The sequence below is a fragment of the Natronosalvus rutilus genome, from assembly GCF_024204665.1.
In the GTDB taxonomy this organism is placed as follows: domain Archaea; phylum Halobacteriota; class Halobacteria; order Halobacteriales; family Natrialbaceae; genus Natronosalvus; species Natronosalvus rutilus.
The window spans coordinates 203734-216694 of the sequence record NZ_CP100355.1; the positions used below are offsets into that span (position 1 = coordinate 203734).

Genomic DNA, 12961 nt, shown 5'->3' on the forward strand with positions numbered 1-12961 from the left:
GAGGTAGCTGTCTCCGTCGGGGAAGAGTCATACGAACACCACATCTTTTAGGGTGGCCTAAAGATCGAGGGGGTTATAGTGGTTTAGGCGAGCCTAACTCGTATCTCGAGAGAAACGGCGACTCGCCGAGGGCTAACGCGGCGAGAGGCGATCGTGTACAGTGGAACCGCCCTCGGCGGTAGCGTGTTGTCCGGCTGTCTGGCCGGAGAGGAGAACGGAGACGGGGATTCTCCCTCGTCGACCGAACCGAACGCCGAAAACGAGTCGGACGGCGAAGACACTCGGTCCGAAGACGGACCTCACACCGCCACGCTGGCACCAGTGGGCGAAGTGACGTTCGACGCGGTTCCGGAAACCGTCTTCACCGTCTTCCCCTGGTACGCCGACATGGCGGTCGCGGTCGGGCACGGCGACAGCATCAACTCGCTGTGGTGGGCCGAGGAGTTCGACTCGATCATGCAGTACTTCACCGCGGACCTCGAGGGCGTGTCGGTCTCGTGGGCGGACCTCGAGGGCCAGTACGGGGCGAACGAGGAGCGACTGTACGAACTCGACAGCGACCTCCACCTCGTCGACCCCGCCTGGCTGTCGACCCAGGACGGCTGGGACCGCGACGCCATCGATCGAATCGCCGACACCGTCGCGCCGTGGTTCGGCAACCAGTACAGTAACCTCCACCAGACGGCGCCCGAGGCGTGGGCCGCCGACTACGAGTACTACACGCTCTGGGAACTGTTCGAACAGGTCGCTGCCGTCTACCGGGAACGAGCCCGGTACGAGGCACTGGCGTCGGTCCACGCGGACCTCGTCGCCAGAATCGAGCGCAATCGCCCGGCAAAAGCTGATCGCCCGACCGTCGGCTACCTCCAGCTCCCGACCGACCTCAGCGCCGTCTCCGTCCTCCGGTTGAACGCCGCTGGTTACTACAACGCACACACGCGACCGCTCGGTTCGACCGACGCGTTCGAGGACCTCGAGACTACCGGCGAGTTCGCCTCGGTGGACTTCGAGACGCTGCTCGAGGCCGACCCCGACGTCCTCCTCATGCTCTGGGGGATGACATCGTCGGTGGACCTCGAGGCGTTGCGCGCAAATCTCGAAGATCACTCCATCGGCGGCCATCTCTCCGCGGTCCAGGAGGGACGAGTGTTCACGCAGGGGACGCGGTTCCAGGGACCGCTCATGAACCTGTTTCAGCTCGAGATGACGGCCAAACAGCTCTATCCGGAGCAGTTCGGCGAGTGGCCAGGATACGAAGACGGCGACAGCTATCCAGACTTCGACGCGGACGAGCAGTTGTTCGATCGACAGCGGGTGAGTTCCATCGTTACGGAGGGCAACGACGCATGAGCAGCGACGACTCACGTCCCCGGAACCGACAGCGCCGGTCGGATCGATCGCGAGCGGAAACGAGATCCGGCCCGTCGACCGACGACCGCCCCCGCATGCTGGCCCGGACGTGGGTCCTGGCGGCCCGGTTCGGCGACCCGGCCGACTACGACGTCCCCACGGTTGCCGGCGTGGACCGTCCTCGAGCCGGAGTCGGGTGGCATCGCGTTCGCCGCGGACGGTTCCGAGCCGTTTATCCACGCCGAACGGCCAGCGATCCTGCAGCGGTAACGAGAGCGATGGTCGGAACGACGCTCCAGACCATCCGAACCCACCTCGAGGGGCTCGCCAGCGAGGGCGGCGAGTATTCGCTCGTCTGCGCCCGGTACGGCGACCGTCCGGTACCGGTCGCCGACCTCCGGTTCGAGAGCCGAGCGACCGCCCGCCTGGCTGCCAGGGCCACCGAGCAGTATCGCGAAACGCTCCGTCGGTACGACCCACAGTTGCTCTACTACGACGTGATCGTTCGTCAGGAACACCCGCCAGGCGACTGGAACGTGGTCGGGAAACGGGACTCGAACACCCGTGCAACCGACGACTTCGCTGCGAACGCTCGTTCGAAATCGGATGACGAACGACGAACCGACGAGAGACGCAATCTCGTCGAGTTCTGTCATCGCGTCGTCGGTGCCGCGTTCGAAACGATGTCGACCCACGGCTACGACGCCCTCGAATCCGCGGTCATGGACGCCTACCTCTCGCTCGCCGAACGCCTCACGAGTCCCGACAGGCTCTGTCTCTGCTTGCTCGAGAGTACGGCGATCGAACTCGCTACTCAGCTGTCGCCGGCCGAGCAGGTGACGTTCCTCTCGGCGACGGCGGCTCGGCTGAACGCGAGCGACGACCCGAGCGACGTTCGAGTGGAACGGTCCATCGACAAATCACTCTCGCGACTGCGAGCCGTCGGCATCCTCGAGACGGTCGAGTGCGTGGGAACGGGAGCCGCCGAGACGACGACTCGTACCTCGAGACGGGCCGTGATCAACCTCGGCGAGTACGCGCTGTCGCCCAACGGCGGTCGGCTTCCGCTCTTGCCCGTCGTCGTCGAGTGGTTCCGCTGTCAGCAGGCGTGGCTCCCCGTGTCCGCGACCGCGAGCGATTCGACGAACGGGTGGTGTGTCGAGGTCGTCGGCCCATCCGAGCGTCTCGAGGCTCCGGGTGTGGATGGGTCGAAGAGCCCGCTCGCGCCGCTCATCTCCTGATCTCCCTCACACTCGGGAACCGAAAACGCGAACCGCGTTCGAACGCGGTCGCCGGCCGCTGTATCGCTTCGTCGGCCATCCGAAATCGGCGAAGCCAGCGCGTACCTACTCTTTTTCTCACCCGCCGTCGTGAGAACACGCATGAAGGCATCGATCGACGCGGTTCGCGTCGCGGGGACCCCGCAAGGACCGGTCCCGGTCGTCGTCCTGGGGGTCGAGGGGGAGACGGACGTGGTCCCGATATTCATCGGCTTCGAGGAAGCGACCAGCATCGTCCGCGGCCTCGAGGCTGAGGACATCGGTCGGCCACTGACCCACGACCTGTTGCTCGACGTGATGGAGGAACTGGGCGGCCGGGTCGACCGCATCGTCGTGAGCGAACTCTTCGAGCGCGACGACGGGCAGGGCGGCACCTACATCGCGGACCTGCACGTCCAGACGCCACGGGAGACGGTCGTCGTCGACGCCAGGCCGAGCGACTCGCTGGCGCTGGCAGCCCGGACGAACGTCCCGATCGAGGTCACCGAAGGCGTCTTCGAGGCCGGACGAGACGACAGCGAGAAGTTCGAACAGTTACAATCCCTCGACGAGACCGGTGACCTGTAGATGGACGACACGCTCGAGGCCCTGTTCGCGGTGATCGAGGATCGCAAAGAAACGCTCCCGGAAGATTCGTACACGGCGTCGCTGTTCACCCACGAGAAAGGGGAAAACGCTGTTCTCGAGAAACTCGGCGAGGAGTCGACGGAACTCGTACTGGCGGCCAAAGACGACGACCGCGAGGAGATCGCCCACGAGGCCGCCGACATCGTCTACCACCTGCTCGTCCTGCTCTCGATGAAGGATATGGAACTTTCGGAACTCGAGGCGGAACTCGAGGCGCGCCGCTGACGGCCGTTTCTCATGACTGCTTCTCCGACAACCGACGCGACGACGCTCACCTTCGTCCGCCACGCCCACTCCCCCTACGTGCCGAACCGGGAGGCCGAACGAGGACTCTCCGGGCGCGGACGACGGGATGCCGCTCAGGTCGCCGACGTGCTCGCTCGTGACGACCGTACCGTCGACGCCGTCGTCTCGAGCCCCTACGCGCGGGCGGTCGAGACCGTCCAGCCGATAGCCGAAGCTGTCGGAACGAGCGTCGTCACGGACGACGGGTTTCGGGAGCGGGCGCTGGCGAGGAGCCACGTCGAGGACTTCGAGGTAGCAATCGAAAGGGTCTGGTCGGAACCCACGTTCGCCTGGCCGGGCGGCGAGTCGAACGACGGGGCGCAGGTGCGCGGCCTCGAGGCCGTCGAGCGAACGCTCGAGCGGTGGCCCGGCGATCACGTGATCGTCGGCACCCACGGCAACCTCCTGGCGCTGATCTTGCGCGCCTACGACGACCGATACGACTTCGACTTCTGGCGGGAAATGGCGATGCCGGACGTGTACCAGGTGTCCTACCGGTGCGGAACCCCGGAGCAGATTACGAGAATCGACCCCGGCGCTCGAGGCACCGGCGATTGATGGGGTGGTCGGAGCCCGGACTCTCGAACGCCGGCAGAGACGAAGAACATTGGCAAGGCCGAACGGCCGACCGTTAGAGCGTCACGGGAATCACCACGACTCCAGGAGGTCTCCAGGCTTCAGGTTCGGGACCACGTCGTCCGGCAGGACGTCCCAGTCGAGGCGCGTCTCGTCCGGATCGGCGTCGGTCTCGAACCCGGGGTCGTTGGCCGGCGGGCCGCCGCGTTCGGCCGGGGGCGGCGCGCCGTGAGCGTGGGTGCCGTCGGGGTGTGGAACGGTCCAGACGTGCAGCACGCACGGCGTCCGACACGGAAGCGAGAGCTCCCCCTCTCGGTAGTCGTGTTCGTACACCTGACGGTAGTACTTCCACGCGAAACGGCCGGGCAGGCCACGGTGATAGTGCCAGGGCGAACACCGACGCTCCGCGGCGGGCAAGTCGTCGGTTCCCTCGCTCTCCGCGTCCTCTCGCGCGTAGAGCGCGGGCGGCCGCTCGACCGGGTCGCCGTCGACGGTGGCGATAAACATGACGCCGATGGGTCGCCAGAACTCGTTGTCGACGAGGACCGCCTCGGGTCGGTCGGGGTCCAGGACAGTGTCGTCGCCGATGTGGGCCGGGTGCAGCCAGTGTGACCACCCGTTCTCGGACTCGAGGCGCGCGGCATCGAAGTACGGAACGAATCCTCGATCGATCAGATCGCCGACGGTGGCGTACCGGCGTTCCATCGCCGCCCTCGCTCGCTCCCTGAGTTCGACCGTTGTCGGATGGTCGTCCGCACACCCGTCCGTGCTCGCACCGTCGCACGGGGCCGCGTCCGTTCCGATCGTCGCCTCGGGGCAGCGTCGACTCGACCGTTCAGACCGCTTCGCTGTCGCCGTTCCGGTCACGGACGAACCTCCCATCGAGGCGGCGGACGCGAGCAGCGTCCGGCGCCGAATCGTCGAGGCGTCACGTTCGCTGGCCATGCTGATTGTTAGCACAGCAGTGCAGATTGTAAATCGTATCGGCGATCGATCGAACTGTCGGTCAGTCCGGACGGTCACCGTCGCTCCACCAAACGCGTCTCGCCTATGGCACGCCCAACCCCGCGTAACGCACCTCCGACACGGCCGGGTTCGGTCGGCGTCGATATCGATCGCTACCGGTTCGGTGACGCCGTCAGAACAGATCCTGCGTAATCTCGAGCGTCTCCTCCCGGTCGTCCCAGTCGACGAAGATGGCGACGCTGGTCGCCGACGTGATGAGGTCGTGGACGTTGATGCGGGCGTCCGCAAGCGGGCCGACGATGCCCTGGATGACCCCCGGCTGGTTCGGGAGTTCGCCGCCGGTGACGCGGACGACGGCGAGCGGGGCGTCCACGGTGACGCTCGAGAGTTCGTTCCGGGCGATGACCTCGCGGTGGAGGATGTTCTCGGCGCGCTCGGAGGCTTCTTCGTCGACGTAGAAGGTCACCGAGTCGAGGCCGCTGGCGACGGCGTCGATGTTGATGTCGCTCTCCCCGAGGGCGGCCGACAGCGACTGGAAGACGCCCGGTTTGTTCCGAATAGCGCGACCGGCGACCGTGAGACAGGCCAGGGGTTCCTCGCGCATGTCCACGAGGCTCTGGAACTGGCCCTCGATGTTGGTCCCGCCCGCCAGCAGGTCGCCGTGCTGGTAATGGACGACGCGGACGCCGAGTTGCCCGTGCTTGTACGAAAGTGCAGAGGGGGCGACGACCTCCGCGCCGCGGAACGAGAGGTTACGAAGTTCGTCGACGGATATTTCGCCGACGTTGCGGGCGCCCTCGACGACCCGCGGGTCGCCGGTCATGACGCCCTCGACGTCGGTCACGATGACGACCTCGTCGGCGTCCATGTAGTTGCCGAGCATGACTGCGGTCGTGTCCGACCCGCCGCGGCCGAGGGTCGTCACGGAACCGTCTGGCCCCTCCGCGAGGAAGCCCGTGATGACCGGCACGGTGTCCCCGAGTTCCGCCGAGAGGGCGGCTGCGCGGCGCCTGGTCTCCTCGACGTCGACCTCGCCGAACTCGTCGGTGATGACGGGCCAGCCCTCGCTCCCGGGTTCGTAGAAGGCGGCGTCGACCCCGCGGGCGGAGAGGGCCGCCTTGAGCATCCGGACGGAGGTTCGCTCGCCCATGCTGACGATCTGGGCGCGGTCGGCGTCGTCGGCCTCGAAGGTGATCTCCTCGAGCAGGTCGTCGGTGGTCGAGCCCATGGCGCTGGCGACGACGGCGATCTCGTGGCCGTCGGCGACGGCGGCGGCGATGGAGTCGGCCGCGCGGTTGATCCGGTCGCCGCTGCCGAGGCTCGTCCCGCCGAACTTGGCTACGACGCGCATCGACTCACCCGCGCAGTCGACGGCGTCACGGTGGCATCGCTCATATGCCAGACCGTTACCAGAGCGGCCAGATAACTGTGTCCCTCCGTCGCATTTTTACCGTCGTCTGGTTGCCTCGAACAGTTCTCCCGACCCCCGTCACTGATCGCGTTCGTCCGTCGAATCGACGCGGGAGATCGACCTCACGACGAAAGCGAACGACCTCAGGCCGACGACGGCTCGCGGAAGTATTCGTCGCGCTCGAACGGTTCGTCCTCGCCCTCGACGGCGATCACGTCCAGGGCCGTCACCTCGGCGCCCACCTCGAGCAGCCCCGCCAGGCTCGGTTCCGTCCGGCCGTTGTCGCCGCTGATGAGTTCCTTGATGTAGAGGCCGCCCTCCCCGTGGACCGACACCTCGGCGCTGGTCGGCTCGATCAGGTCGCCCTCGATGGCGTGGACGGTTCGCTCGCGGGTGAGGCTCGCCCGCCGGTGGTCGACCCGTTCGGGCGTGTACTGCTCGAGTGTCGCCCCGTCGAGCGCCTCGAGGGCCGCGTCGAACGTCGCCTGATCGACGGGGTCCTCAAACGCGACCTGCGCCCGGTAGCGCTTGCTCGCGTCGTGTTCCTTGACGCGCTCGACCATCTCGTAGGTGGCGAGTCGCAGTCCCTCGACCTCCACCGACCCGTCGGCGGCCTCGTTGATCACCGCTTCGAGGGCCGCCGGGTCGGGCGACCGAATTCGCGGGCGTTTCACCTCGAGGACGAACGGCCGGCCCGTCCCGAGCATCAGCGCGTCGACATCCTCCCGGCCGGCGCCGTGGAAGGTGCCGGACTCGCCGTCCATCGCCTTGACGACGTGGGGACGGACGAACTGCTCGACGCTCTCGTCGTAGAGGTAGCCCGAGCCGCCGCAGTACTCGCAGGGCTCCTCGCCCTCGTCGCCCAGCTGGACGCCGTCGCCGCCGCACTCCCGGCAGGGCCACTCCGTCTGGGGGATGTCGCGCTCGAGTTTGCGGTAGCGGCCGTAGACGAACGCGGGGTTGACCTGCAGGTCGACGGTGTGGCTCGTCACGGGTACGCTCGCGTCGCCCTCGCTCGCGCTTTCACTCTCGTTCACAGCCTCGCTCTCGCTCTCCTTCACGGCCTCGAGCACCTCGAACGGATCGAACGCCTCGAGATCGATCACCGCCAGCACGTCGGGACGCTCGACCTCGAACGCGGCGCCGGTCCGAGCGCCGACCCGGCGGCCGACCTCGCGGTTGAACTCCCGTTTCAGCGGTTCGCCAGCGTCGAGGTCGAAGCCGGCGTCCTCGCGGAGCAAGCGGTCGTTCTCCTCGACCAGCGGCGGGACGCGCGTCCCCACCTGGTAGGTGTCGAAGTCGATTCCCTCGAGGGCTGCGACGACGGTGTCGGCGACGGCGTCGAACGTCCCGCAGTACCCCTCACAGACCCAGCAGTCGAGCGGATCGACTGGCTCGAAATCTTCGTCGTCGGCCAGTGCGACCGTCGTCCGCAGCGCCCGCCCCCGTTCGGCGTTGGCCAGCCCGAAACTCCGGTCGGCGACGGGCCTGCCCAGGCAGGCGTCACAGACCGGTCCCGACGCGAGGAGCGCCCGGGCGTCTTCCGTGAGCGTCATGTCCCGGTATGGGGAGGCCGGGGGTAACACGCTTTCCCTTCCCGTCCGCACTCGAGTCGCGGCGAAGCCGTGGGCCGCGAATGGAGAGAGCAAAATCCGACAACCTGCGGAAAGCCAGTTCACTGATAGGCGATGACTTTTACACGCCTCTGGCCCGTCTCTCCTGTATGACCGACCCACGACCGAGCCGTCGCCGCGTCCTCTCGATGGCCGCCACCGGCGCGTTCGCCGCCGTCGCGGGCTGTGCCGAACCCGGCTCGTCCTCGAGCGCGGTGCCGTTCGACCAGGACAACACGACGATCGACGTCGACCAGGAAGACCGGGCCGACGGCTCGGCGTACACCGAGGTGTACGAGGCCACGGGCGATGCCGTGACGCTCGTCCGCGTGGCGGAGAACGGTCAGGACGGGAGCCAGATCCCGACGCAAGGTGAGGGATCGGGGTTCCTGTACGGCGACGGCTACCTCGTGACCAACGACCACGTCGTCTTCAGCAGCACGGACGTCGACGTCGACGTCCAGTACGCCGACGGCCGCTGGGCGAGCGGTGAGGTGATCGGCACCGACTTCTACAGCGACCTGGCTGTCGTCGAACTCGAGGAGGTTCCCGAGTCGACGACGCCGCTCTCGTTCGCCGAGGAGCGGCCCGTCGTCGGCCAGGAGGTGCTCGCCATCGGCAACCCGGTTCGCCTCGACGGCTCGATGTCCCAGGGGATCGTCAGCGGCGTCAACCGGGCCGTCTCCCCCGGCTGGCACGACTTCTCCTACCCAAATGTCGTCCAGACCGACGCGGCAGTCAACCCCGGCAACAGCGGTGGCCCGCTCGTAGACATGAACGGCGCAGTCGTCGGCGTCGTCCACGCCACCCAGGGCGACAACATCGGCTTCGCCATCTCCGCGGCGCTCTCGCGTCGCGTGGTCCCAGCGCTCGTCGATCAGGGCGAGTTCCGCCACTCTCACATGGGGATTCGTCTCGTCCCGGTCGATCCCACGCTCGCCGAGGCCAACGACCTCGAGCGCGCCCAGGGGGTCCTGGTGGTCGAGACGCCGGACGGCGGGCCCGCAGACGACGTCCTGGAACCGAGCGAGATCGAGAACGGGATTCCGGTTGGCGGCGACGTAATCCGGGAGATCGACGGCGAACCGATCCCGGACAATCACGCGCTCTCGACGTACCTCGCCCTCGAGACCGACCCCGGCGATACGGTCTCGATTGCGGTGATGCGCGACGGCGAGGAGCGAACCGTCGAGTTGACCCTCGGGGAGCGACCCGAGCCGGATCGGGGTCCGTTCTGAAGTCGTTCTGAAGTCGTTCAAATCGAACCGGATCGAACTAAACCGGCTCAAACGAAACCCCGCCGATCCCCCGGAGAAGGCAATCCCTACGCTCGAGTACGTGGTCCTCGTTCGAGTAAGCCACCCGTACAGATCAGTTCTCGTGAGCGTCGGTATCGGTCGACGAACGGAATCGAAACGCCCGGTTGCTGAGAGAAATCCACGGAGGACGGCCGTTAACCGGTCGATAACAATAGGGCTCGTCGTTAACACTTCGAACTGTCGCTCCCGCCTCAGCCATGAATCCCCCTCACTCGAGCCGTACCGTACCGCCTGCTCGCGCTGGTTCGTTCGACGGACCCCGCGCCCGTCGAGCCACCGACGCGACAGTGACCGCACTCCCCACTACACAGGAGACACCGTGACCATGTACCTCGGAGAGACCGTGACGACCGTCGGGTTCTGGGTCGGCACACTCCTGCCGTTCGTCTACCTGCCAGTGTTTCTCACTGGCCTCAACTCGACGACCCGACTCGGCATCTTCTTCGCGCTCGTCGCGTTCAACGTGCTCGCGCTCGTCGTGGGCCACGACTATCCGGGGTCGCAGCCCCAGTAGCGGGTTTCCGTTTTCCGATTTCCGGTTCTTCAGTTTTCCAATTTTTCGGTGGGCGATTGATAGTCCTGGGCCGCCAACCACACGACATGCAGGTGTACTGCCAGGGCTGTGCTGGCTGTTGCATCGACTGGCGACCGTTGCTCGAGTCCGATCAGCGAGACGCCATCGAGCACGAGCGACGTGGCCTGGGCGTCGTTCCAGACGAGGGGACTGCGGAGGAAACGGAGACGGAGGCGGGAACGGAAACGCGGACAGATGGCACCCCGATTCGCCGTCGAAACGCGATCGACGACGTCTACAACCTCGTGCCGCTCACCCGCGACGAGGTCCGGGCGTTCCTCGAGGCCGAGTTCGGGGACGTACTAATCCCCCGACTGTGGGAGGCCGACGCGGTCGACGAGTCCGTCTCGATCGATGGCTACGACGTCGCCGCCATCGCCGGCCGCCCGGCCTTCTTCGTCGGACTCAGGAAGCCCCCGAAGCCGGTCGCTCCCTTCGGTCGCGAGGACGCCGACTGGCTCCCGACCTGTACGTTTCTCGACCCCGAAACCCTCCAGTGTCGCATCCACGGCGACGACCTGTACCCGAGCGAGTGCGCGGAGTACCCCGCTCACAACGTCGCTCTCGAGCAGCAGACCGAGTGCGAACGCGTCGAAGAGGCGATCGGCGGCGAGCGAATACGGTTCGAGGAATCGAGCGACGACGAACGGACGAGCCGGGACGAGGAGGGCGTCACCGTCGACGTCGAAGCCACCGACGGCCTGCTCCTCGGCCCCCAGGCGATCGGCCAGAAGCTGTTCGTCCACCCCGATCCCGACGCCCTCGAGGGGCGCCTCGAGCGCCTCGTGTCGGACGACCTCACGACCGAGGATCGGGCGGCCTTCGTCGCCGTCGCTGCCGCCTCCGCGCCCGGGACGCTCGCAATTTCCGACAACCATTACGACCAAGCGTACGAGCGGGTTCTGGAGGCCGACTCCTGGGCGGGAGCGGCTATCCGCGAGTGGGAACGGCGCGCGTCGGAAACGTCGGCCGACCCGTCCCAGGGCGAGGCCGTCGAAGTCGCTCGCGGCGCTCCCGAGACGCCGGGCTGGCCCGACTCGAGCGAGGAGTAGCGGTCGCTACAGACGGCTCTCGAGGGGCGGTAACGTCGAAAATGGGCCGCAGCCCTCAGTTCGACTTTATCTCGCGGAACTTATCGAGTAGCGCGTCGGCGGAGTCGCCGGAGTCGTACTCGATCGTTCCCTCGTGGATCGTTCGTTCGTCGTCGAAGTCGGTGTCAACCCGGGACACCTGGCGTTCGCGTCGCTCGTGTTCGTCTTCGTCATAGGCACCCATTGACATGGCAAGTACACTCATTGTAGGAACGATCGCCATATGAATGTAACGGTCGTTCACAGCACCACTTCGAAAGAAAGGAAGACGTATGCCGGTTCGGTCCGTAGGATCGCTCGTGGCACGGCCGCTTCGCTTTCGATACTCGCCCCAGCGCTGGTCCGACCAGCGCGTCAGACAGGAGATTTTCAACCCGCTGAACGGTAATATCGGGGCTCGAGACGCCGGTCCGTGGTACGCGATCGGCGGTTCGTGGAACACCCACCGATTCGAGATGGCCAACGGCGACGTCGCCCTCTTCGCTCGCTCGGACGACGACGCCTACTGGATGGGCAACACCGAGACCCCGTCCTCGCTGTGGCGAACGGACAAGTTCGCCTGGGAAGACGTCCCCTACCAGGTCGCCCGGTGGGCCCAGCGGGAACTCCTCGCGACGCTCCACGAGCGCGAACCCTGGCTGGCCGACTACCCCTACCTCTCGTGGTTCTTCCTCCCGGTCTTCATGTCCAAAGACGGCCGCAAGTCGACGCGAGCGTTCTTCCGCGAACACGCCGCAGGCTTCCCGGACGCAGGCCGGCGAGAAGCGACACGCTTCATCGAAGAAATCCTCGAGACCGGCGCGCTCGACCCCTACCGCGACGTGATGGCGGGCAAACTCGGCACGAGCCCACACGTCGACCAGGTTCGCATGAGCGCGGCGATGGCGGAGTTCATCGCGGCGAAGATTCTCGTCGACGCCGGCTACGAGATTACGCCAGAGATTGAAGTGACGACGGGCCACTCGCTCGACTATCGAGCCGAGGACACCGCGACCGGCACGAACGTGCTGGTCGAGGTCACCCGTCCCCAGCCCCCAGCCAACCGCGCCGCCGCGGGCCCCGTCGCTGCCGTCAGGGACACCGCGGAAACGAAGACCAGCGGCCAGCTAGCAAATCACGGTGGCGGCGCGACGCTCTTCGTGGACTGCTCGAGTTTCCCCGACGACGCCTGGGCGGCCGTCCGGGGCGAACAGCCGGACGTTCGCCATCGGCCCGCGGTGGTCTACCGCGCTCGCCCCGACGGGCGCGTCGAAGGGTATCAAAAGGGGTCGGTACCGCTCGACCTCGAGGACGCGATTTCGTTCGTCGATTGACTCTGTACGAGTACGGACTGATGTTCGAACGAGTCTGGTTCTCGAGCGAGGCTGATTCTCGGTAACGATCGATCTTCTAATCCGCAAAAAACGACGGGTTCGAACGGCGACTAGAACGACATCGGCACGGGCGCGTACGGACTGCCGAGCGGCGTCGGATCCCGGTCGGAGTAACCCACGCGACCGACCGCCTTGTCGCTCACCGCGGAGTAGACCGCCAACTGGGCGTCGTCGGCGGACTCGAACGTCTCGCCCTCGAGGCGGCCGAGTACGTCGCCGAGTTGCTCGGACCCGTTCGGGAGTTCGAGATCCCGGTCGCCGTAGGCTTCGATCAGTTCCTCCGTCGTCGCGGGGTATTCGTGGGCGTCGATGAACTCGCCGGTTCGGTTACGGAACATTACACCCAGACCAACCTGAACAATAATTATAAACATTGTCCATAAACATCCCCCAGGAGGGTCGTATTCCTTTGATTCATTAATGACCCTAGAGTGTAGCCGTTGATCGGCCCATCTCTTGCTCGAGGGAGGAATTAGCCATTGGTATAGAAGATATA

Annotated in this window: 14 protein-coding genes; 9 read left to right on the plus strand and 5 right to left on the minus strand. The window is 66.3% G+C overall.

Annotation, left to right across the window (positions count from 1 at the left end; all coding sequences use genetic code 11):
- Positions 1 to 153 precede the first annotated feature (153 nt).
- The 5 genes from NGM29_RS01065 (at position 154) to NGM29_RS01085 (ending at position 4100) form a co-directional block, all read left to right on the plus strand.
- Positions 154 to 1350 carry an ABC transporter substrate-binding protein gene (locus NGM29_RS01065; RefSeq protein ID WP_254158422.1) on the plus strand — a complete coding sequence of 399 codons (1197 nt, stop codon included), beginning with the start codon at positions 154 to 156 and terminating at the stop codon, positions 1348 to 1350.
- Positions 1347 to 2591: a DUF7551 domain-containing protein gene (locus NGM29_RS01070; RefSeq protein ID WP_254158423.1), complete on the plus strand. Its 1245-nt coding sequence runs from the start codon at positions 1347 to 1349 to the stop codon at positions 2589 to 2591. The genes NGM29_RS01065 and NGM29_RS01070 overlap by 4 nt, the downstream gene beginning before the upstream one ends.
- Before the next feature lie 141 nt (positions 2592 to 2732).
- The gene (locus NGM29_RS01075; RefSeq protein WP_254158424.1) at positions 2733 to 3197 is read left to right on the plus strand and encodes a bifunctional nuclease family protein; all 465 of its coding nucleotides are present in this window, start codon (positions 2733 to 2735) and stop codon (positions 3195 to 3197) included.
- On the plus strand, positions 3198 to 3482 hold the full coding sequence (gene hisE, locus NGM29_RS01080) for a phosphoribosyl-ATP diphosphatase (protein ID WP_254158425.1): 285 nt from the start codon (positions 3198 to 3200) through the stop codon (positions 3480 to 3482).
- Positions 3483 to 3494: 12 nt separating this feature from the next.
- On the plus strand, positions 3495 to 4100 hold the full coding sequence (locus NGM29_RS01085; RefSeq protein WP_254158426.1) for a histidine phosphatase family protein: 606 nt from the start codon (positions 3495 to 3497) through the stop codon (positions 4098 to 4100).
- 90 nt (positions 4101 to 4190) lie between these two features.
- Here NGM29_RS01085 and NGM29_RS01090 read toward each other — a convergent pair whose 3' ends face one another.
- The 3 genes from NGM29_RS01090 to NGM29_RS01100 form a co-directional block, all read right to left on the minus strand.
- The gene (locus NGM29_RS01090; protein ID WP_254158427.1) at positions 4191 to 5063 is read right to left on the minus strand and encodes a hypothetical protein; all 873 of its coding nucleotides are present in this window, start codon (positions 5061 to 5063) and stop codon (positions 4191 to 4193) included.
- 193 nt (positions 5064 to 5256) lie between these two features.
- The gene (locus tag NGM29_RS01095) at positions 5257 to 6435 is read right to left on the minus strand and encodes an aspartate kinase (protein WP_254158428.1); all 1179 of its coding nucleotides are present in this window, start codon (positions 6433 to 6435) and stop codon (positions 5257 to 5259) included.
- Between the two features lie 203 nt (positions 6436 to 6638).
- A complete protein-coding gene (locus NGM29_RS01100) occupies positions 6639 to 8051 on the minus strand; it encodes a tRNA pseudouridine(54/55) synthase Pus10 (RefSeq protein WP_254158429.1) in 1413 nt (470 codons plus the stop codon).
- Between the two features lie 167 nt (positions 8052 to 8218).
- Here NGM29_RS01100 and NGM29_RS01105 point away from each other — a divergent pair, with 167 nt between their 5' ends.
- The 3 genes from NGM29_RS01105 to NGM29_RS01115 all read left to right on the plus strand — a co-directional run bounded on the left by NGM29_RS01105 (position 8219) and on the right by NGM29_RS01115 (position 11053).
- Positions 8219 to 9346: a S1C family serine protease gene (locus NGM29_RS01105; protein ID WP_254158430.1), complete on the plus strand. Its 1128-nt coding sequence runs from the start codon at positions 8219 to 8221 to the stop codon at positions 9344 to 9346.
- Positions 9347 to 9488: 142 nt separating this feature from the next.
- A complete protein-coding gene (locus NGM29_RS21580; RefSeq protein ID WP_484549575.1) occupies positions 9489 to 9941 on the plus strand; it encodes a DUF8028 family protein in 453 nt (150 codons plus the stop codon).
- An 86-nt stretch (positions 9942 to 10027) separates the two neighbouring features.
- Positions 10028 to 11053 carry a YkgJ family cysteine cluster protein gene (locus NGM29_RS01115; protein ID WP_254158432.1) on the plus strand — a complete coding sequence of 342 codons (1026 nt, stop codon included), beginning with the start codon at positions 10028 to 10030 and terminating at the stop codon, positions 11051 to 11053.
- A gap of 55 nt (positions 11054 to 11108) precedes the next feature.
- Here NGM29_RS01115 and NGM29_RS01120 read toward each other — a convergent pair whose 3' ends face one another.
- On the minus strand, positions 11109 to 11282 hold the full coding sequence (locus NGM29_RS01120) for a DUF5786 family protein (protein WP_253438040.1): 174 nt from the start codon (positions 11280 to 11282) through the stop codon (positions 11109 to 11111).
- 109 nt (positions 11283 to 11391) lie between these two features.
- Between NGM29_RS01120 and NGM29_RS01125 the strand changes: the two genes are divergently transcribed.
- On the plus strand, positions 11392 to 12405 hold the full coding sequence (locus NGM29_RS01125; protein ID WP_254158433.1) for a DUF5784 family protein: 1014 nt from the start codon (positions 11392 to 11394) through the stop codon (positions 12403 to 12405).
- A gap of 110 nt (positions 12406 to 12515) precedes the next feature.
- Here the strand turns inward: NGM29_RS01125 and NGM29_RS01130 are convergent, their stop codons facing one another.
- Complete coding sequence (locus NGM29_RS01130; protein WP_254158434.1) at positions 12516 to 12803, minus strand: DUF5789 family protein; 288 nt, start codon at positions 12801 to 12803, stop codon at positions 12516 to 12518.
- Positions 12804 to 12961 lie beyond the last annotated feature (158 nt).